The sequence below is a fragment of the Streptomyces sp. NPDC047880 genome (genome assembly GCF_040706515.1).
Taxonomy (GTDB): Bacteria; Actinomycetota; Actinomycetes; order Streptomycetales; family Streptomycetaceae; genus Streptomyces.
The window spans coordinates 68,978-87,757 of sequence record NZ_JBEZOK010000006.1; the positions used below are offsets into that span (position 1 = coordinate 68,978).

Genomic DNA, 18,780 nt, shown 5'->3' on the forward strand with positions numbered 1-18,780 from the left:
TTTCAACTCCCTACGGGGTTATGCCTTCTGCCTGTTGCGGCGGTTTCCGGCAACCATGGAAACCAGCACGAACAGTACGGCGACAACGAACATGGTCGTGCCGATGACATTGATCTGAACGGGCGTTCCGCGCTGCGCCGAACCCCAGACGAACATGGGGAAGGTGACGGTCGAGCCGGCGTTGAAATTGGTGATGATGAAATCGTCGAAGGACAGCGCGAAGGCGAGAAGCGCACCCGCCGCGATTCCCGGTGCGGCGATGGGCAGGGTCACCCGGACGAAGGTCTGGAACGGGCCCGCGTACAGGTCCCGGGCCGCCTCCTCCAATTTCGGGTCCATCGACATCACACGCGCCTTGACGGCCGTGACCACGAAACTCAGGCAGAACATGATGTGCGCGATGAGGATCGTCCAGAAGCCCAGCTGGGCGCCCATGTTGAGGAACAGGGTGAGCAGCGAGGCGGCCATGACGACCTCGGGCATCGCCATCGGCAGGAAGATCAGCGAGTTCACGGCGCCGCGGGCGCGGAACCGGTAGCGGACCAGGGCGAAGGCGATCAGGGTGCCGAGGAGGGTGGCGCCGAGGGTCGCCCAGACCGCGATCTGGAGACTCAGGGACAGCGACCCGCACAGCCCGGAGACCCCGCACGGGTCCTTCCACGCGTCCAGGGAGAACTGCTGCCACTCGTAGTTGAAGCGCCCCTTCGGTTTGTTGAAGGAGAACACCGTCACGACGACGTTCGGCAGGAGCAGATAGCCGAGGGTCAGCAGTCCCGCGAGGACGACGAGATTTCTCTTGAGCCAGTTGACGAAAGGCATTTAGACCAGATCCTCCGTCCCCGACCTGCGGATGTAGAGGGTGACCATGAGGAGGATGGCCGCCATGAGGATGAAGGAGAGTGCCGCCGCCGTCGGATAGTCGAGGACTCTCAGGAACTGTGTCTGGATGACGTTTCCGACCATGCGGGTGTCGGTGGAGCCGAGCAGATCGGCGTTCACGTAGTCACCGGCGGCCGGGATGAAGGTCAGCAAGGTCCCCGAGACGACACCCGGCATCGACAGCGGGAAGGTGACCTTGCGGAACGTCGTCCAGGGCCGGGCGTACAGGTCTCCCGCGGCCTCGTGGAGACGTCCGTCGATGCGCTCCAGCGAGGTGTAGAGCGGCAGGATCATGAACGGCAGGAAGTTGTACGTCAGACCGCACACCACCGCGAGCGGGGTGGCCAGGACGCGGTCGCCGGCGGTCATGCCGAGCCAGTTGGTGACGTCCAGGACGTGCAGCGTGTTGAGCGCGCCGACGACCGGTCCGCCGTCCGCGAGGATCGTCTTCCAGGCGAGGGTGCGGATCAGGAAGCTGGTGAAGAACGGCGCGATCACCAGGATCATGATCAGGTTCTTCCAGCGGCCCGCCCGGAAGGCGATCAGATAGGCCAGCGGGTAGCCGAGCAGCAGGCACAGGATCGTCGCCGTGCCCGCGTAGAGCACCGAGCGGACGAACTGCGGCCAGTACGCGGACAGCGCGTCCCAGTAGGTGGCGAAGTGCCAGGTGACCTTGTAGCCCTGCTCCAGGGAGCCCGTCTGCACGGACGTGGAGGCCTGGTAGATCATCGGCAGCGCGAAGAAGACGACCAGCCACAGGATGCCGGGCAGCAGCAGCCAGTACGGCGTGAAGCGGCCCCGGCGCTTCGGAGGCTTGGACTCGGGCGCTTGCGGCGCGAGAGGCGGTGGTGCCTCGGTGAGTGTCGACATCAGGCCGCCTCTTCCACTCCGGCGTCGGCGTCCTGGGCGGCGTCCAGGCCGAAGGTGTGGGCCGGGTTCCAGTGCAGGACGACCTCGGCGCCGGGGACCAGGCGGGGGTCACGGTCGATGTTCTGGGCGTAGACCTCGAAGTCGGAGCAGACCGGGCTGTCCACGACGTACTGCGTGGAGACGCCGATGAAGCTGGAGTCGGCGATCCGGCCGGTGATGCGGTTGCGGCCCTCGGCTATCTCACCGGCGTCGTCCGCGTGGGTGAGGGAGATCTTCTCCGGGCGCACACCGACCAGCACCTTGCCGCCGGTGGTCGCGGGGGCGGAACATCGCGCCCCGGGCAGGACGAGCTTGCCGCCGCCCGCCTTCAGCACGATCTCCTCGCCGCTCTTGGAGTCGACCTCGGCCTCGATGAAGTTGGAGGTGCCGAGGAAGTTCGCGACGAACGTGGTGCGCGGGTTCTCGTAGAGCTCGGTGGGTGCGCCCAGTTGCTCGACGCGGCCCGCGTTCATCACGGCGACCGTGTCGGCCATGGTCATGGCCTCCTCCTGGTCGTGGGTGACGTGGATGAAGGTGATGCCGACCTCGGTCTGGATGCGCTTGAGCTCCAGCTGCATCTGGCGGCGCAGCTTGAGGTCGAGGGCGCCGAGCGGCTCGTCGAGCAGGAGCACCTTGGGGTGGTTGATCAGGGCGCGGGCGACGGCGACGCGCTGCTGCTGGCCGCCGGAGAGCTGGTGCGGCTTCTTGCGGGCCTGCTCGCCGAGCTGCACGAGCTCCAGCATCTCCTCGACCTGCTTCTTCACCGACTTCAGGCCGCGCCGGCGCAGGCCGAAGGCGACGTTCTCGAAGATGTCGAGGTGCGGGAAGAGGGCGTAGGACTGGAAGACCGTGTTCACGGGCCGCTTGTACGGCGGGAGGGCGGTCACGTCCTGGTCACCCAGGTGCACGGTGCCGGCGGAGGGTTCTTCCAGGCCGGCGATCATGCGCAGGGTGGTGGTCTTGCCGCAGCCGGAGGCGCCGAGCAGGGCGAAGAAGGAGCCCTGCGGCACGGTCAGGTCGAGCGGGTGGACGGCGGTGAAGGCGCCGTAGGTCTTGGCTATGCCCGTCAGGCGGACGTCGCCGCTGGGGTCGGTCTTGTTCGTCATGGTGGTCACGCCCCCGTCAGCTTCGCGAACTTCGCTTCGAACTCGGTCTCTTCCTTCGAGCTCAGCGAGCGGAAGGCATGGGACTTGGCGGCCATGGCCTTGTCGGGAATGATCAGCGGGTTGTTCGCCGCGTCCTCGTCGATCTTGGCCAGTTCGGCCTTCACGCCCTCGACCGGGCACACGTAGTTGATGTACGCGGCGAGTTCGGCGGCGGCCTTCGGCTCGTAGTAGAAGTCGATGAGCCGTTCGGCGTTTGTCTTGTGCCGGGCCTTGTTGGGGATCAGCAGGTTGTCGGTGGACGTCACGTAGCCGCTGTCCGGGATGAGGAAGTCGATGTCGGGGCTGTCCGCCTTGAGCTGGACGACGTCCCCGGCCCAGGCGACACAGGCCGCGAAGTCGCCGCTGGTCAGGTCCGAGGTGTAGTCGTTGCCGGTGAAGCGGCGGATCTGGCCCTTGTCGACGGCCTTCTGCAGTCGGGCTATGGCCGCGTCGTAGTCGTCGGCGGTGAAGTCGGCCGGGTCCTTGCCCATGTCGAGCAGCGTCATGCCGATGCTGTCGCGCATCTCCGACAGGAAGCCCACCCGGCCCTTGAGCTTGGGGTTGTCGAGCAGGTCGGACACCGACTTCACCTCGACGCCGTCGAGGGCCTTCTTGTTGTACGCGATGACGGTCGAGATGCCCTGCCAGACGTACGAGTAGGCGCGGCCCGGGTCCCAGTCGGGGCTGCGGAACTGGGCCGACAGGTTGGCGTAGGCGTGCGGCAGGTTGCTCGGGTCGAGCTTTTGCACCCAGCCGAGGCGGATGAGGCGGGCGGCCAGCCAGTCGGTGAGGACGATCAGGTCGCGGCCGGTGTCCTGGCCCGCGGCGAGCTGCGGCTTGATCTTGCCGAAGAACTCGTTGTTGTCGTTGATGTCCTCGGTGTACTTGACCTTGACGCCGGTCCGCTCGGCGAACCGGTCCAGGGTCGGGTGGTGCTTCCCGCTGTCGTCGACGTCCATGTACTCGGTCCAGTTGGAGAAGGTCACCGTCTTCTCCTTGGCCGAGTGGTCCTCCGCCGAGACGCCGCCCTGCGTCTGTCCGGCGGCGGGGATGCCGCAGGCGCTCAGCGTGCCGAGTCCGCCGGCCGCGAGCGCCCCGCCCGCCGAGGCGCGCAGCAGGGACCGCCGGGTGAGGGAGGCCCTGCCGTTCTTGAAACTGCGCCTCATGGCGGCCCTTTGGGCCGCGGACAGGCGGTCGGGCTCGTACTGCTCCATGCGCGTGGTGCCCTTTCGGAGGGTGGACGGCCGTTGGTCAGGCGGCCTGCATACGGCTATCGGTCCCCGAAGACGGTGCGGTGCCAGTCCTTGGCCGCCACCGCCGTGTTGTCGAACATGACGTGCTTGATCTGGGTGTACTCCTCGAAGGAGTACGCGGACATGTCCTTGCCGTAGCCGGAGGACTTGTAGCCGCCGTGCGGCATCTCGCTGATGATCGGGATGTGGTCGTTGATCCAGACGCAGCCGGCCTTGATCTCGCGCGTGGCCCGGTTCGCCCGGTACACGTCCCGGCTCCAGGCCGAGGCGGCCAGACCGTACGGGGTGTCGTTGGCGAGCGCGAGACCCTCGTCGTCGGTGTCGAACAGCAGCACGACCAGGACCGGGCCGAAGATCTCCGACTGGACGACCTCGCTGTCCTGGGCCGCGTCGGCGATCAGGGTGGGCCGGTAGTAGGCGCCCTTGGCGAACTCCCCCTCGGGTGCCTCGCCGCCGGTGACCACGCGCGCGTAGGCCCGCGCCCGGTCCACGAATCCGGCGACCCGGTCGCGCTGCACGTGCGAGATCAGCGGGCCGAGGTCGGTGCCGGCGGCGAAGGGGTCGCCGAGCCTAACGCTCTCCATGAGCGCCGCGGTCCGCTCCACGAAGGCCTCGTACAGCGGCCGCTGCACGTACGCGCGCGTGGCAGCGGTGCAGTCCTGCCCGGTGTTGATCAGGGAGCCCGCGACCGCTCCGTGGGCGGCGGCCTCCAGATCGGCGTCGTCGAAGACCACGAAGGGCGCCTTGCCGCCGAGCTCCAGGTGGAGGCGCTTGACGGTGGCGGTGGCGACCTCGGCGACGCGCTTGCCGACGGCGGTGGAGCCGGTGAAGGAGGTCATGGCCACGTCGGGGTGGCCGACGAGGTGCTCTCCTGCCTCCTTGCCGGTGCCCGTGACGATGTTGATGACACCGTCCGGGATCCCGGCGTCCGTGGCCGCCTGCGCGAAGAGCAGCGAGGTCAGCGGGGTGAGCTCGGCGGGCTTCAGGACGATGGTGTTGCCCGCGGCGATCGCCGGGAGGATCTTCCAGGCGGCCATCTGGAGGGGGTAGTTCCAGGGCGCGATCGAGCCGACGACGCCGATGGGTTCGCGCCGGACGTAGGAGGTGTGGTCGCCGGAGTACTCACCGGCCGACTGGCCCTGCAGATGCCGTGCGGCACCGGCGAAGAAGGCGGTGTTGTCGATGGTCCCGGGGACGTCGAACTCGCGGGTCAGCTTCAGCGGCTTTCCGCACTGGAGCGACTCGGCGCGGGCGAAGTCCTCGGCCCGGTCGGCGAGGACCGCGGCGAACCGGTGCAGGGCGTCGGACCGCTCGCCGGGGGTGGCTCCCGCCCAGCCGGGGAAGGCCGCGCGGGCTGCGGCGACGGCCCGGTCGACGTCGGCCGGGCCCGCCAGCTCGTAGGTGAGGACCGCCTCGCCCGTCGCGGGGTCGACGACCGCGTGCGTACGGCCGGAGGTGCCCCTGGTCAGACGGCCCGCGATGAACTGCGCGCCCTCCGCGAAGCGCTCCTCGGCCGGAAATCGTTCCGGGGTGGCAGTGCCCGGGATGTGCATGTCGCTCTCCTCCGTGTCCCCTGACGGGGCCGGCGTGGCTCAGGCTCGATTTGAGTGCCGATCCTGACAGAGGGATGGGACTGCAACAAGTGATTCCGTTGTTGATTTTTGGTTACGCGACGGAATCTGTCGACCAGGTGTCGAGTTCACCGCGAAAAGGCGGGACGCTGTGTCAGTGGTGCGTGCCAGACTCGCGTGCATGGAGAAGATCACGGGGGCGGCCGGCTCGCGGGAGGCCCTGATCAGGGCGGTCCGCGCGGGGGCCAGGGTCAAGTATCTGCACTTCTGGGGGCACCGGCCACGGCCGGACGGCCGGATCGGGGCGAGCTGTCTGAGCCAGTGGTGGCCGGCGCCGTTCAAGGTCGACGGCGTCACCTACGCGACGGCCGAGCACTGGATGATGGCGGGCAAGGCGCGGCTCTTCGAGGACGCGGCGGCGGAGCGGGCCGTGCTGGCCGCGGAGCATCCCGCCGAGGCGAAGAAGGCCGGGCGGCTGGTGCGCGGGTTCGACGAGGCGGTGTGGGCGCGGGAGCGGTTCCGGATCGTCGTGGAGGGCAGTGTCCACAAGTTCGCCGCGCACCCCGAGCTCCAGGCGTATCTGCAGGGCACAGGCGACCGGGTGCTGGTGGAGGCGAGCCCCGTGGACCGGGTGTGGGGCATCGGGCTGGCCGCGGACGACGAGGCGGCGGGCGATCCGCAGCGGTGGCGAGGGCCGAATCTGCTGGGGTTCGCGCTGATGGAGGCGCGGGAGCGGCTGCGTACGGCGGGAGCATGACGACGGGGCCGCTCCCTCAGGACCGGCCCCGTCGCGCCGCTTCGTTCAGGAGGCCGCGCCGAGTCCGCCCATGATGCTGGCGAACAGCAGGAAACCCAGCAGGGGGAGGATCACGGTGGCGATGATGCCGCAGACCAGTCCCGCGGTCGCCGCGCCCTTGTTGGTGGCCTCACCGCGGGTGGCCCTGCCGCGGCCGATGGCGCCGAAGATGATCGCGAGAATGCCCAGGATCACGCCGAAGAACCACATGATGAACGTCACGCTGCACACCACGCCGATGATGCCCAGCACCAGTCCCGTGGTGCCCATGCCGTTGCTCGGCTGTGCGGGCATCCCGTAGCCGGGCGCCTGCGGGTAGCCCACGGGCGGCGCGGCCGGGTAGCCGGGGCCGCCCTGTGGGTAGCCGTAGCCGGGGGCCGCGGGGGGCTGCTGCGGATAGCCGTAGCCGGGGGTGCCCGGGGGCTGCGCCGGCGGGCCGAAGCCACCGGGAGGCGGGTTGCTGTGGGACATGGACGTTCTCCCCTCCGTTGTCAGACCAAGGCATCGTAGTGGCCAAGTAGGCCCGGTAGAGCCTGTGTTTCAGCGGTGGGACGGGGCGGTGGCCACCGGAGAGAGGGTGCCGTAGTACGGGTCGTCGTCGGAGCTGTCGCTGTTGATCGCGGCCGTGATGCCGACGGCGATCAGGACGATCACCACGATGCCGAGGATGATCCCGATGATGCCCATGATCAGACCGGCCTGGGCCTGCCCGTGGTTGGTGGCCACTCCGGCCTCGGCCCGCTTGCGGCCCTTGATGCCGAAGATCACGGCGAGGATGCCGGTGACCAGCGAGACCACGCCGTAGAGGCAGAAGAGGGTGCAGGAGATGATGCCGAGCACCATCGCGGCGACGCCCATGCCGTTCTGCGGGGCCGCGGGCATACCGGGCCAGCCGAAGCCGGCCTGGGTGTATCCGGCCTGCGGGTAGCCGGGGTAGCCGTAGCCGCCGGTTGATCCCGGGCCGGTGGGGGCCACGGGCGGGGGCGGGACGGCGCCGGTGCCGGTGCCGGTGCCGGACGGGTCGTACTGCGGCGTGCCCGTCGGCGGCGTGAAACCCGGCATGGAGGTGACCGTGGCCTGGTCGTGGACGGACGGCGGCTGCGGTGCCGGGTCCTTGTCGAGCGAGGGTTTGCTCTCCGGAGGCGCCCACGGGTCGTGGCTGCCTCCGTCGGGCTGCGTCGCGTCCGTCATCCTGCGGTCCCCCCTGGGTCGATCGTGCCGTCATGCTACGGGGCCGGTCGGTGCGTGCCACCGTGCGGGTGCGCCGAAGCCCGGCCGGGCGGTTCCCCGCGCCCCCGGAAGGGGCTTCGCCACCACCGCATACGATGAAACCGAGTCATCGATCAGCCGATCACCCGCGCCCGCCTGCCCCGTGCCGGCCGGAGCGCCGTTCCGGGGAGGAACCTTGACCCAGCACCTCGTCGACCCCCGCGCCCCGCGCGATCTCACGGCGTTCATCGCGGAACTGCCCAAGGCGGAACTGCACGTGCACCACGTGGGCTCCGCCTCCCCCCGGATCGTCTCCGAACTGGCCGCACGGCACCCGGACTCGAAGGTGCCGACCGATCCCGAGGCCCTGGCCGACTACTTCACGTTCACCGACTTCGCACACTTCATCGACGTGTACCTGTCGGTCGTGGACCTGATCCGCACCCCCGAGGACGTCCGGCTGCTGACCTACGAGGTGGCGCGGGAGCTGGCGCGCCAGCGGGTGCGGTACGCCGAGCTGACCATCACCCCGTTCTCGTCCACCCGGCGCGGCATAGACGAACGCGCCTTCATGGACGCGATCGAGGACGCCCGCAAGGCCGCCGAGGCCGAGTTCGGGACCGTGCTGCGCTGGTGCTTCGACATCCCCGGCGAGGCGGGCCTCGAGGCCGCCGAGGAGACGGCCCGGCTCGCCACCGACGACCGGCTGCGCCCGGAGGGGCTGGTCTCCTTCGGTCTCGGCGGACCCGAGGTAGGCGTCGAGCGGCCGCAGTTCAAGCCGTATTTCGACCGGGCGATCGCCGCCGGGCTGCGCTCCGTGCCGCACGCCGGCGAGACGACCGGCCCGCAGACGGTGTGGGACTCGCTGACCCACCTGCGGGCCGAGCGCATCGGGCACGGCACCAGCTCCGCGCAGGACCCGAAGCTGCTCGCGCACCTCGCCGAGCACCGGATCCCGCTGGAGGTGTGCCCGACCTCGAACATCGCCACGCGCGCGGTCCGCACCCTCGACGAGCACCCGATCAAGGAGTTCGTGCAGGCCGGGGTCCTGGTGACCGTCAACTCCGACGACCCGCCGATGTTCGGCACCGACCTCGCCAACGAGTACGCGGTCGCCGCCCGGCTCCTGGACCTCGACGAGCGGGGCCTGGCCGAGCTGGCGAAGAACGCCGTCGAGGCGTCCTTCCTCGACGCGGCGGGCAAGGCCCGCATCGCCGGCGAGATCGACGCGTACACCGCGCAGTGGCTCGCCCGTTGATGCCCTCCCCTGTCGCCGTCGCCCACCGGGGCGACCCCTACCGCGTCCGCGAGAACACCGTCGCCTCGCTGCGTTCGGCCCTGCGCCGGGGCGCGGACGCGGTGGAGATCGACGTACGGCTCACCCGGGACGGCGTGCCGGTGCTGCTGCACGACGGGACGCTGAAGCGGCTGTGGGAGCACGAACGGCCGGTGTCGGCCCTGTCCTGCGAGGAGGTGCGCGGGCTGACCGGCGGCGGGGTGCCGACCCTGGCCGAGGCACTGGGCGCGACCGCGGGCCACCGGGTGATGGTGGACCTGCCCGGATCGCCCGGCGTGCGGGCGGTGCGCCGGATCATGGACGTGGTGGCGGAGGCCGGTGCGGCGGAACGCGTCTACTACTGCGCAGGCGCCGACGCCATGCTCGCCGTGCGCGCGGCCGACCCCGGCGCCGAGATCGCCCTCACATGGACGACGCTGGCCCCGCCCCGGCCGGTGCTGCTGGAGGCGATCCGCCCGCGCTGGCTCAACTACCGCTTCTCCCTGGTGGACCGGCCCCTCGCCGACCGCGTGCACCGCGACGGCTACCTGCTCTCGGTCTGGACTCCCGACACCCGCCGCTCCATGCGGCGGCTGCTGGAGGCGGGCGTGGACTCGATCACGACGAACCGCGTCGACGTGCTGTGCGCCGCACGCGCGAGCGCTGCGGCACCGTCGCCGGATCGGCGGGGGTCGCGCGCGTGAGGTACTGCGGCACCGGCGCGCCGTCCGTGCCGGTGTCGCGGACCAGCCCGTAGCGGATGGCCCCTTGGGGCGGGCCCTGGTCGATGTCCTCGACCACGGCGTCCCGGATCGTCGGGAAGACGATGAGGCCGTAGTCGCAGCCGCGTTCGTTCTGGGTGAGGGCGACTCGGCCGTCGAGGTGGAAGTACTCGTTCTGCCACCTCTGCTGGGCGCCGGGCGCAAGGACGGCGAAGCCGATGGCGGGGCCGCCCGTGCCGGTGGCGTAGCCGTGGGGCGCGCCGGGCAGCGGGTCGTCCATCCGCCGTGAGCCGCCGGACGCCACGTGGAACAGCTTGCCCTCAAGGCCGGTCCGGGACGGCATGACCAGCGCGCCGACGGCACGCCAGTGCTGACTGTCCACGGTGACCTCTTCACGCCTGGTGTCACCGATGTTCCGCACGCACCCTCTCAGCCGGTCCCGGGGTTCTCGCCATGTCGGGGGTCACAGGCGGGGAGACGACGTGAAGGTTCTCGGGACAACAGTTTTTCCTCAGACCCCCGGCACGGGCACGGCCACCGGCGCGGTCAGCGCCTCCAGCCGCTTGATCCGCTGCCGCACGACGTACAGCGGGATCACCCCGAACACGCCGAAGGCCATGTCGATCACCGACCACCAGAAGGGAATGCCGCGGATGGGCCCGCAGATCAGGGCGAGCGGGATGATGCCCGCGCAGGCGATCATCCCGAACTCGACGACCCAGATGTTGCGGACCGGGTCGCGGTAGGGCCCGTAGAAGGCGACCGCGATCACCAGGTGCGCGAAGGCCAGCCAGTCCGTGCCGTAGAGGAGGAAGGGGTGTTCGGCGTCGGCCTCGTCGAGACCGGCCCGCACCCGCCCGATCCAGTCCGCCAGCCCCGGCAGGTGGTCGCCGACGGACAGCACCCGCAACAGGTCCTCGGTCCACCGCAGTTCGTGGACCAGAGGGAAGGCGGTGGCGCCGCTGAGCACCAGACACACCACGAAGAAGACCAGCCACGCACGGATGCCCTTCAGCAGGGCGGCTCTGTCGCTCATGACGCGCACTCTACGCCCACAATTGAACACGTTCAAAAATGGGGGGCAGTTCATCTCCCGGCATGCGGACGGCCCCGGACGGAGAGGAACCGTCCGGGGCCGTTCAGCGGTGCGGGAAGGGCTACGCGTCCAGCGACGTCATCACGTGCTTGATCCGTGTGTAGTCCTCGAAGCCGTAACCCGAGAGGTCCTTGCCGTAGCCGGACTTCTTGAAGCCGCCGTGCGGCATCTCGGCGACCAGCGGGATGTGGGTGTTGATCCACACGCAGCCGAAGTCGAGCTTCTTCGACATCCGCATGGCGCGGCCGTGGTCCTTGGTCCACACGGAGGAGGCCAGCGCGTACTCGACGCCGTTGGCCCACTCCACGGCCTGCTCCTCGTCGGAGAAGGACTGGACGGTGATGACCGGGCCGAAGACCTCCTTCTGGATGATCTCGTCGGTCTGCTTCAGGCCCGAGACGACGGTCGGCGCGTAGAAGTAGCCCTTGTCCCCGACCCGCTTGCCGCCGGCCTCCACGCGCGCGTGCGCGGGCAGCCGGTCGATGAAGCCCTCGACCTGCTTGAGCTGGTTGGGGTTGTTCAGCGGGCCGAACAGCACGTCCTCGTCGTCCGGCTGCCCGGTCTTCGTCTCGGAGGCGGCCTTCGCCAGCGCGGAGACGAACTCGTCGTGGATGGACTCGTGGACGAGCACGCGCGTGGCGGCGGTGCAGTCCTGGCCGGCGTTGAAGTAGCCCGCGACCGAGATGTCCTCGACGGCCTTGGCGATGTCGGTGTCCTCGAAGACGACGACCGGCGCCTTGCCGCCCAGCTCCAGGTGGACGCGCTTGACGTCCTTGGAGGCGGACTCGGCGACCTGGATGCCGGCGCGCACCGAACCGGTGATGGAGGCCATCGCCGGCGTCTCGTGCTCGACCATCATGCGGCCGGTCTCGCGGTCGCCGCAGATGACGTTGAAGACACCCTTGGGGACGATCGAGCCGATGATCTCGGCGATGAGGACCGTCGAGGCCGGGGTGGTGTCGGACGGCTTCAGCACGACGGTGTTCCCCGCCGCGATCGCCGGGGCGAACTTCCACACGGCCATCATCATCGGGTAGTTCCACGGCGCGACCTGCGCGCAGACGCCGACCGGCTCCCGGCGCACGATGGAGGTCAGGCCCTCCATGTACTCACCGGCCGAGCGGCCCTCCAGCATCCGCGCCGCACCCGCGAAGAAGCGGATCTGGTCGACCATCGGCGGGATCTCCTCGGAGCGGGTCAGCCCGACCGGCTTGCCCGTGTTCTCCACCTCGGCCGCGATCAGCTCCTCGGCGCGCTCCTCGAAGGCGTCCGCGATCTTCAGCAGGGCCTTCTGGCGTTCGGCGGGCGTGGTGTCGCGCCAGCCGGGGAAGGCCTCGGCGGCCGCCGCCATCGCGGCGTCCACGTCGGCCTGCCCGGACAGCGGAGCGGTCGCGTACGCCTCGCCCGTCGCGGGATTGACCACCTCGGTGGTCCGTCCGTCGGCGGCGTCCCGGAACTCACCGCCGATGTAGTTGCGCAGACGACGCAGCTCGGTGCTCACTGCCGGCCCTCCAGTTCGGATGTCCATTACTTGAGACACCACCCTAGTCGGCAGACCCACGTTTTCAACACCCCCACTCCCTTCGATCGTGCGGAATCCGCAGGCTCAGGGCGTTCAAACAACGAATTTCATCGATCGAGGCTTGCGGAAGTGTCGAGACCTCGTGCACAGTGACCTCGTGGCCAGTCGAAGCGCAGACCAGAAGGGCTCGCGGGAGCACCGCGAGCCCTCCCGCGAGTCCAGGAACGGCAGCTCGCCGCAGCTGGACGCCGTGTCCCTCGCCATCATCGAGCAGCTCCAGGAGGACGGCCGCCGGCCGTACGCCGCCATCGGCAAGGCCGTCGGCCTGTCGGAGGCGGCCGTGCGCCAGCGCGTCCAGAAGCTGCTCGACCAGGGCGTGATGCAGATCGTCGCCGTCACGGACCCGCTCACCGTGGGCTTCCGCAGACAGGCGATGGTCGGCGTCAACGTCGAGGGCGACGTGGAGGCGGTCGCGGACGCGCTGTCGGCCATGTCCGAGTGCGAGTACGTGGTGATGACCGCGGGCTCGTTCGACCTGATGGTGGAGATCGTCTGCGAGGACGACGACCACCTTCTGGACGTCATCAACAAACGCATTCGGGCCGTGCCCGAAGTGCGCTCCACCGAGAGCTTCGTCTACCTCAAGCTCAAGAAGCAGACCTACATGTGGGGAACCCGATAACCGTGAGGACCCGATAGCCGTGAGCAAGGACCTCTCCCAGTCCGCGTACGACCACCTGTGGATGCACTTCACGCGCATGTCGTCGTACGAGAAGGCCCCCGTCCCCACCATCGTCCGGGGCGAGGGCACGTACATCTACGACGACCGGGGCAAGCGCTACCTGGACGGCCTCGCAGGCCTCTTCGTGGTGCAGGCCGGACACGGCCGGGTGGAGCTCGCCGAGACCGCCTTCAAGCAGGCGCAGGAGCTCGCGTTCTTCCCGGTGTGGTCCTACGCCCACCCCAAGGCCGTCGAGCTGGCCGAGCGCCTCGCCCACCACGCCCCGGGCGACCTGAACAAGGTCTTCTTCACCACCGGCGGCGGTGAGGCGGTCGAGACCGCCTGGAAGCTCGCCAAGCAGTACTTCAAGCTGACCGGCAAGCCCACCAAGCACAAGGTCATCTCCCGCGCGGTCGCCTACCACGGCACCCCGCAGGGCGCCCTGTCCATCACCGGCCTGCCGGGCCTGAAGGCCCCCTTCGAGCCGCTCGTCCCCGGCGCGCACAAGGTGGTCAACACCAACATCTACCGCGCGCCGATCTTCGGCGACGACCCGGAAGCCTACGGCCGCTGGTGCGCCGACCAGATCGAGCAGCAGATCCTGATGGAGGGCCCGGACACGGTCGCCGCCGTCTTCCTGGAGCCGGTGCAGAACGCGGGCGGCTGCTTCCCGCCCCCGCCCGGCTACTTCCAGCGGGTCCGCGAGATCTGCGACCAGTACGACGTGCTGCTCGTCTCGGACGAGGTCATCTGCGCCTTCGGCCGTCTGGGCACGTACTTCGCCTGCGACAAGTTCGACTACGTGCCGGACATGATCACCTGCGCCAAGGGCATGACCTCGGGCTACTCCCCCATCGGCGCCTGCATCATCTCCGACCGCCTGGCCGAGCCGTTCTACAAGGGCGACAACACCTTCCTGCACGGCTACACCTTCGGCGGCCACCCGGTCTCCGCGGCCGTGGGCCTGGCCAACCTCGACCTGTTCGAGCGCGAGAACCTCAACCAGCACGTCCTGGACAACGAGGGCAACTTCCGCGCCACCCTGGAGAAGCTCCACGACCTGCCGATCGTCGGCGACGTCCGCGGCAACGGCTTCTTCTACGGCATCGAGCTGGTGAAGGACAAGAACACCAAGCAGTCCTTCAACGACGAGGAGACCGAGCGCGTCCTGTACGGCTTCCTCTCCAAGGCGCTGTACGACAACGGCCTGTACTGCCGGGCCGACGACCGCGGCGACCCGGTGGTCCAGCTGGCGCCGCCGCTGATCTCCGACCAGTCGACGTTCGACGAGATCGAGCAGATCCTGCGTGCCACCCTCACGGAGGCGTGGACCAAGCTCTGACCCTCGCCGCTCCGATCGTCTGCCTGGATGATCAACACCGGCCCCGGTGCCGCCCGTCCGAGTGAGAAACGGCGGCCCGGGGCCGCGTGCTGTCCGGCGTCCCGCCGCCTTCTGCCTAGCGTGCCCAGTGACCGATCGGCCCTGCCTTCGTTCCCCCGCACGGGGGATGGCACGGGAACTACGGATCTGAACGAGGTGTACGCGCATGGAGGCACCGCCGGACAACGACGTGCTCTGGGCACGCGCCCTGCACTTCCAGCACGACGACGGCTCACCCGCGCTGTGCGGCGTCTCGCTCGGCGTGCGCGAGGGCGAGATCCTCGCCGTCGGCGGCCCGCGCGGCAGCGGCAAGACGACCCTGCTGCGGTGTCTGTCCGGCCTGGTGCCCGTGCAGCGCGGCGAGGTCTGGTTCAACAGCGTGCCCGTGCACACCATGGGCCCCCTCACCCGCGAGCGGCTGCGCCGCGACCGCTTCGGCTGGATCGACCCGGCCCCCTCCCTGGTCCCGGAACTCAACGTCTGGGAGAACACCGCCCTGCCGCTGATGCTGCGCGGCACCAGCCGGCGACGCGCCAAGACCGCGGCCCTGGAGTGGCTGGAGCGTCTCGACATCGGTGACAGCGCCCGCAAACGGCCGCACCAGCTGGTCCAGGCCGAGCGCCAGCGGGTCTGCATCGCCCGCGCGCTGGCCCCCGCGCCCTCGGTGCTGTTCGCCGACGAACCCACGGCGCCCCTGCACCGCGCCGACCGTACCCATGTCCTGCGCACCCTCACCACGGCGGCCCGCTCCCACCGCATCACGGTCGTCCTGGCCACCCATGACGCGGAGACCGCGGCCCTCGCCGACCGCACGGTCTCCCTGCTCGACGGGCGCCGCGTGCAGACGGTGCACCTCCCGCCGGTCGCCGAGACCAGCGAGCCGGAAGGCCGGGCCGCGTGCTCGCTCTCCGTCTGACCCGCGGCGCCCACCCGGCCGTCCAGCTGCGCCGTCTGCTGGTCGCGGCGGCCTCGGCGGGCACGGGCTTCCTGCTGCTCTGCGCCCTCGGATACGCGCTGGGCCACCCCGGTTCCCCCGGTTCCGCCGCCCTGCGACTGGCCTGGTGCGCGGCCCCGCTGGCCGCCACCGTGTACTTCGCGGTCGCGGTCGCCCGTACCGACCCCGGCACCAAGCCCCGCGCCGCTCTCTCGGCCATCGGTCTCGGCCCGGTGCGCATGATGGCCGTCTCGGCGACGACGACGGCCCTGTCCTGCACGCTCGGCTCGATGCTGGCCCTGCTCGTCTTCCTGCATCTGCGGGGCGACCTGACCGGCATGCCCTTCGACGGCGCCGCCGCCGAATCCCTCGCCGCGGGCCGGTCCCTGCCGGTGCCGGGCGCGCTGACCCTGCTGGCGCTCGTGCCCGTCGGGGCGTCGGTGGCGGTGGCACTGGCCCTGCGGCCGCGCGAGACGAGGCCGGGCGGGCCCCGGGCGTACGGCCGCTTCGGTGCATACGGGCGCACCAGCACCCCCGAGACGCCCGGGGTGTACGGCAGGTTCGGCCGGCAGATCGTGCGGCCCGCGGGCGGTCCGGACGCCGAGCCCGCCGCGAAGAGCGGCCCGCCCGCGGCCCGGACGAGCGAGTCGGCCTCGGCGGCGGTCGCCACCTCCGGCGGGACGGTGAGCGCGGTCGCGGACCCCGCCCGGCCGCAGGCGGCGCACCCCAGCGCCCCGGCCTCGCCGCAGACCGCTGCCGCGAGTGCCGCCCCGGCGCACCCGGGCAGCGCCCACCCGGCCTCACGGGAAGGGGGCGCCGCCCCGGCCGGCGATCCCGCCCAGTGGCTCAGCCCGCGCGCGGCGGACCCGGACGCCGCCGGTGCCATCAGCCCGGCCGGGGCCCTGGCCATGCACCCGGACCCGCACCCCGCGGACCCCGCCCCCGACGGCTCCACCGCCCCCGACGCCGCCCTGCCGGACACCATCGCCGCCCCCTCCGGTCTGCCCTGGGGCATCACCCTGCTGGCCGCGGGCCTGGCCGTGGAGAGCTACACCAGCCGAACCGCCCCCACGCCCCCCGACCTCTCCTTCTCCGGTGCCGCCCCCGGTGTGATGGCGGGCTGGGCGCTGGCCGTCGTCGGCCTGGCCCTGGCCGGTCCGGGTCTGACGCACCTGTGCGGACGGCTGCTCCAGTCGGCCCGCCCCGGCGCCCTGCGGCTCCTGGCCGGCCGCATCCTCATGGCGGAGTCCTTGCGCATCGGACGTCCCCTGGGCGTCGTCTCCGCGGTGCTGTCCGCCGCGGGGGCCATGGCGCTGCTGCACGCCCCGGACGGGCTCGCGCTCGGACCGCTCACCATCCTCGGCGTGGTCCTCGTGACCGGCTGCACCACGGCGACGCTCCTCACGGCCGCCGTCGAGGCCCGTCAGGCCCGCGCCGCCACCACCGCCGCGCTGCTGCGCCTCGGCGCCCCCGCCACCATGCTGCGCAGCGCGGCCGCCCTGCGCGCGGGCGCGCTGCTCGCCGTGTTCGGCCCGCTGACCCTGACGGTCGCGGAACTGGCGGCGCTGCCCCTGGCGCGCTGAGCCCCGCGGCCCGCTGAAACTCGTACGAGAAAGATCTCCGTACGGCGATGAGTTCCGGACCGGGCCCCGGTCTATCCCGCGTAACGACACGGACTTGATGGGAGAGACCTCGCATGTACCAGCAGATGATCTTCGTGAACCTGTGCACCGGCGACCTCGGCGCCTCGAAGAAGTTCTTCACGGAACTGGGCTTCACGATCAACGAGCAGTTCAGCGACGACACGACCGCCTCGGTCGTGATCAGCGAGACCATCGTGGTGATGGTGCACACCCCGGAGAAGTACTCCCAGTTCACCAAGAAGGAGATCGCGGACTCGACGAGGACCAGCGAGGTGCTGCTGGCGCTGAGCGCCGAGAGCCGCGAGAAGGTGGACGAGCTGGTCGAGAAGGCGGTCGCGGCGGGCGGTTCCGTCTCGGGCGAGACCCAGGACCACGGCTTCATGTACGGCCGCGCCTTCGACGACGTGGACGGCCACACCTTCGAGGTCGTGTGGATGGACCCCGCGGCCGTCGAGGGCTGAGGTGCGCTGTGCCAGCATGGGCGGGTGCAGACGATGCCCGCCCATGCGGCCCACCATGACGACCGTGAGATAGAGACCCTCGAGGAGTTCGACGCGACCGTCTCGGCACGCGGCACACTCGCCGGACACCGCGTCCAGGGGGTCGATCTGACGGACCGTACGCGGGAGTTGCTCACCACGGACACGTCGGGTGCGGTCTTCCTCGGCTGCCCGATGCGCGAGGACGCGGCGGCCAAGGTCCGCGCGGACGGCGCCCTGGTCTTCCCACCGGTCCCGGGCCTGCCGTTCGACCCGTACCGGGGTCTGGTCTACTCCCCGGAGGAACTCTTCGCGTCGCTGGCCGACGGTTACGAGGCCACACCCGACGCGCGCGCCTACGCCTGGTTCCAGCGCACCAAGACCGACCGTGACATCTACGCGTCCATGCTGCGCTCGGTCCACGACGACTCCGTCTCGGACGCGCTCGACGAACTCCTGTCCGGCGCCCGGGTCGTGGGCGTCATGGGCGGCCACGCGATGGCCCGGGGCACCGAGGAGTACGCGGGCGCCGCACGGCTCGGCAGGGAGCTGGCCCGCGCCGGCTTCACGATCGCCACCGGTGGCGGCCCGGGCGCCATGGAGGCGGCCAACCTCGGCGCGTACGCCGCCCCCTTCGACGACGAGATGCTCACCGAGTCGCTCGGACTCCTCGGCAAGGCTGCACCGCACTTCACCCCGTCGATCACCCAGTGGGCCTCGGCCGCCTTCGAGATACGCGCCCGCTGGCCCCAGGGCGGCCGCTCGGTGGGCATCCCGACCTGGTTCTACGGCCACGAGCCGCCGAACGCCTTCGCCTCCCACATCGCCAAGTACTTCGCCAACGCCACCCGCGAGGACGGCCTGCTGGCCCGGTCCAACGCGGGTGTGGTGTTCCTGCCGGGCGCAGCCGGGACCGTGCAGGAGATCTTCGACAACGCGACGCCCAACTACTACGAGTCACGCGGCGAACCGACGCCGATGGTGCTGGTGAACCGAGTGCACTGGACGGAGAAGCTGCCCGCGTGGCCGCTGCTGCGGTCGCTGGCCGCCGGGCGGACGATGGAGGCGCGGATCGCGCTCGTGGAGCGGATCGAGGAAGCGCCGGAGGCGCTGAAACGTCTCGGCGGTTAATAAGAAGGCAAAGCAACTGCTTGCAGTCTGCATATGCGTTGACACTACTTATGCAGCGCTTATAGACCTGTGAGTCTCACGGTAGTGCTGATGTCCCGTCAGCACGGCCTCAG

At 70.3% G+C, this 18,780-nt stretch carries 18 protein-coding genes and 1 pseudogene; 9 read left to right on the top strand and 10 right to left on the bottom strand.

Annotated features, from left to right (window positions below; genetic code table 11):
- Nucleotides 1–18: 18 nt before the first annotated feature.
- The 5 genes from AB0937_RS11680 to AB0937_RS11700 are packed head-to-tail and all read right to left on the bottom strand — an operon-like array spanning nucleotide 19 to nucleotide 5,739.
- A complete protein-coding gene (locus AB0937_RS11680; RefSeq protein WP_031105730.1) occupies nucleotides 19–819 on the bottom strand; it encodes an ABC transporter permease in 801 nt (266 codons plus the stop codon).
- Nucleotides 820–1,749, bottom strand: coding sequence for an ABC transporter permease (locus AB0937_RS11685; protein WP_350707735.1), 930 nt, complete (start codon nucleotides 1,747–1,749; stop codon nucleotides 820–822).
- Nucleotides 1,749–2,894 carry an ABC transporter ATP-binding protein gene (locus AB0937_RS11690; protein WP_366711440.1) on the bottom strand — a complete coding sequence of 382 codons (1,146 nt, stop codon included), beginning with the start codon at nucleotides 2,892–2,894 and terminating at the stop codon, nucleotides 1,749–1,751. Before AB0937_RS11690 ends, AB0937_RS11685 begins: the two co-directional genes overlap by 1 nt.
- Before the next feature lie 5 nt (nucleotides 2,895–2,899).
- Entirely contained in the window at nucleotides 2,900–4,147 is a 1,248-nt protein-coding gene (locus AB0937_RS11695; protein ID WP_366711170.1) for a spermidine/putrescine ABC transporter substrate-binding protein, read from the bottom strand.
- Nucleotides 4,148–4,203: 56 nt separating this feature from the next.
- Nucleotides 4,204–5,739 (bottom strand): gamma-aminobutyraldehyde dehydrogenase, encoded by a 1,536-nt coding sequence (locus AB0937_RS11700; protein WP_366711171.1) that lies wholly within the window; start codon nucleotides 5,737–5,739, stop codon nucleotides 4,204–4,206.
- Between the two features lie 199 nt (nucleotides 5,740–5,938).
- Here AB0937_RS11700 and AB0937_RS11705 point away from each other — a divergent pair, with 199 nt between their 5' ends.
- On the top strand, nucleotides 5,939–6,514 hold the full coding sequence (locus AB0937_RS11705; protein WP_366711173.1) for an NADAR family protein: 576 nt from the start codon (nucleotides 5,939–5,941) through the stop codon (nucleotides 6,512–6,514).
- Between the two features lie 45 nt (nucleotides 6,515–6,559).
- On the opposite strand, the gene AB0937_RS11710 is transcribed toward AB0937_RS11705, so the two are convergent.
- Nucleotides 6,560–7,024, bottom strand: coding sequence for a DUF4190 domain-containing protein (locus AB0937_RS11710; protein ID WP_344368832.1), 465 nt, complete (start codon nucleotides 7,022–7,024; stop codon nucleotides 6,560–6,562).
- 69 nt (nucleotides 7,025–7,093) lie between these two features.
- The gene (locus AB0937_RS11715) at nucleotides 7,094–7,744 is read right to left on the bottom strand and encodes a DUF4190 domain-containing protein (RefSeq protein ID WP_366711175.1); all 651 of its coding nucleotides are present in this window, start codon (nucleotides 7,742–7,744) and stop codon (nucleotides 7,094–7,096) included.
- A 214-nt stretch (nucleotides 7,745–7,958) separates the two neighbouring features.
- On the opposite strand from AB0937_RS11715, the gene AB0937_RS11720 reads away from it, so the two are divergent.
- Together AB0937_RS11720 and AB0937_RS11725 are read left to right on the top strand one after the other, a co-directional pair.
- Nucleotides 7,959–9,020, top strand: a complete 1,062-nt coding sequence (locus tag AB0937_RS11720; RefSeq protein ID WP_366711177.1) for an adenosine deaminase — start codon at nucleotides 7,959–7,961, stop codon at nucleotides 9,018–9,020.
- Complete coding sequence (locus tag AB0937_RS11725; protein ID WP_366711178.1) at nucleotides 9,020–9,742, top strand: glycerophosphodiester phosphodiesterase; 723 nt, start codon at nucleotides 9,020–9,022, stop codon at nucleotides 9,740–9,742. Before AB0937_RS11720 ends, AB0937_RS11725 begins: the two co-directional genes overlap by 1 nt.
- On the opposite strand, the pseudogene AB0937_RS11730 reads toward AB0937_RS11725, so the two are convergent.
- The 3 genes and pseudogenes from AB0937_RS11730 to AB0937_RS11740 all read right to left on the bottom strand — a co-directional run.
- Nucleotides 9,657–10,115, bottom strand: a pseudogene (locus AB0937_RS11730) (sigma-70 family RNA polymerase sigma factor); the annotation flags it as partial. The gene AB0937_RS11725 and the pseudogene AB0937_RS11730 overlap by 86 nt on opposite strands.
- A gap of 156 nt (nucleotides 10,116–10,271) precedes the next feature.
- Nucleotides 10,272–10,796 carry a hypothetical protein gene (locus AB0937_RS11735; RefSeq protein ID WP_366711179.1) on the bottom strand — a complete coding sequence of 175 codons (525 nt, stop codon included), beginning with the start codon at nucleotides 10,794–10,796 and terminating at the stop codon, nucleotides 10,272–10,274.
- 121 nt (nucleotides 10,797–10,917) lie between these two features.
- Nucleotides 10,918–12,357, bottom strand: coding sequence for a gamma-aminobutyraldehyde dehydrogenase (locus AB0937_RS11740; protein ID WP_366711180.1), 1,440 nt, complete (start codon nucleotides 12,355–12,357; stop codon nucleotides 10,918–10,920).
- Nucleotides 12,358–12,520: 163 nt separating this feature from the next.
- Here AB0937_RS11740 and AB0937_RS11745 point away from each other — a divergent pair, with 163 nt between their 5' ends.
- From AB0937_RS11745 to AB0937_RS11770, 6 genes are all read left to right on the top strand, one after another.
- Nucleotides 12,521–13,060, top strand: a complete 540-nt coding sequence (locus AB0937_RS11745) for an Lrp/AsnC family transcriptional regulator (protein WP_366711181.1) — start codon at nucleotides 12,521–12,523, stop codon at nucleotides 13,058–13,060.
- A 13-nt stretch (nucleotides 13,061–13,073) separates the two neighbouring features.
- On the top strand, nucleotides 13,074–14,441 hold the full coding sequence (locus AB0937_RS11750; RefSeq protein WP_366711441.1) for an aspartate aminotransferase family protein: 1,368 nt from the start codon (nucleotides 13,074–13,076) through the stop codon (nucleotides 14,439–14,441).
- A gap of 205 nt (nucleotides 14,442–14,646) precedes the next feature.
- The gene (locus AB0937_RS11755; protein ID WP_366711182.1) at nucleotides 14,647–15,396 is read left to right on the top strand and encodes an ATP-binding cassette domain-containing protein; all 750 of its coding nucleotides are present in this window, start codon (nucleotides 14,647–14,649) and stop codon (nucleotides 15,394–15,396) included.
- Entirely contained in the window at nucleotides 15,378–16,997 is a 1,620-nt protein-coding gene (locus AB0937_RS11760; RefSeq protein WP_366711183.1) for a hypothetical protein, read from the top strand. Before AB0937_RS11755 ends, AB0937_RS11760 begins: the two co-directional genes overlap by 19 nt.
- Nucleotides 16,998–17,110: 113 nt before the next feature.
- Nucleotides 17,111–17,518, top strand: coding sequence for a VOC family protein (locus tag AB0937_RS11765; RefSeq protein WP_366711184.1), 408 nt, complete (start codon nucleotides 17,111–17,113; stop codon nucleotides 17,516–17,518).
- A gap of 24 nt (nucleotides 17,519–17,542) precedes the next feature.
- The gene (locus tag AB0937_RS11770; protein ID WP_366711186.1) at nucleotides 17,543–18,667 is read left to right on the top strand and encodes an LOG family protein; all 1,125 of its coding nucleotides are present in this window, start codon (nucleotides 17,543–17,545) and stop codon (nucleotides 18,665–18,667) included.
- The last annotated feature ends 113 nt before the right edge of the window (nucleotides 18,668–18,780 follow it).

What these genes read in the sequence shown, in the direction of transcription:
- AB0937_RS11715 (WP_366711175.1), bottom strand. Translation starts at nt 7,744, where the DNA reads ATGACGGACGCGACGCAGCCCGACGGAGGCAGCCACGACCCGTGGGCG.
- AB0937_RS11765 (WP_366711184.1), top strand. Translation starts at nt 17,111, where the DNA reads ATGTACCAGCAGATGATCTTCGTGAACCTGTGCACCGGCGACCTCGGC.
- AB0937_RS11680 (WP_031105730.1), bottom strand. Translation starts at nt 819, where the DNA reads ATGCCTTTCGTCAACTGGCTCAAGAGAAATCTCGTCGTCCTCGCGGGA.
- AB0937_RS11735 (WP_366711179.1), bottom strand. Translation starts at nt 10,796, where the DNA reads ATGAGCGACAGAGCCGCCCTGCTGAAGGGCATCCGTGCGTGGCTGGTC.
- AB0937_RS11710 (WP_344368832.1), bottom strand. Translation starts at nt 7,024, where the DNA reads ATGTCCCACAGCAACCCGCCTCCCGGTGGCTTCGGCCCGCCGGCGCAG.
- AB0937_RS11695 (WP_366711170.1), bottom strand. Translation starts at nt 4,147, where the DNA reads ATGGAGCAGTACGAGCCCGACCGCCTGTCCGCGGCCCAAAGGGCCGCC.
- AB0937_RS11690 (WP_366711440.1), bottom strand. Translation starts at nt 2,894, where the DNA reads ATGACGAACAAGACCGACCCCAGCGGCGACGTCCGCCTGACGGGCATA.
- AB0937_RS11685 (WP_350707735.1), bottom strand. Translation starts at nt 1,749, where the DNA reads ATGTCGACACTCACCGAGGCACCACCGCCTCTCGCGCCGCAAGCGCCC.
- AB0937_RS11725 (WP_366711178.1), top strand. Translation starts at nt 9,020, where the DNA reads ATGCCCTCCCCTGTCGCCGTCGCCCACCGGGGCGACCCCTACCGCGTC.
- AB0937_RS11755 (WP_366711182.1), top strand. Translation starts at nt 14,647, where the DNA reads ATGGAGGCACCGCCGGACAACGACGTGCTCTGGGCACGCGCCCTGCAC.
- AB0937_RS11700 (WP_366711171.1), bottom strand. Translation starts at nt 5,739, where the DNA reads ATGCACATCCCGGGCACTGCCACCCCGGAACGATTTCCGGCCGAGGAG.
- AB0937_RS11705 (WP_366711173.1), top strand. Translation starts at nt 5,939, where the DNA reads ATGGAGAAGATCACGGGGGCGGCCGGCTCGCGGGAGGCCCTGATCAGG.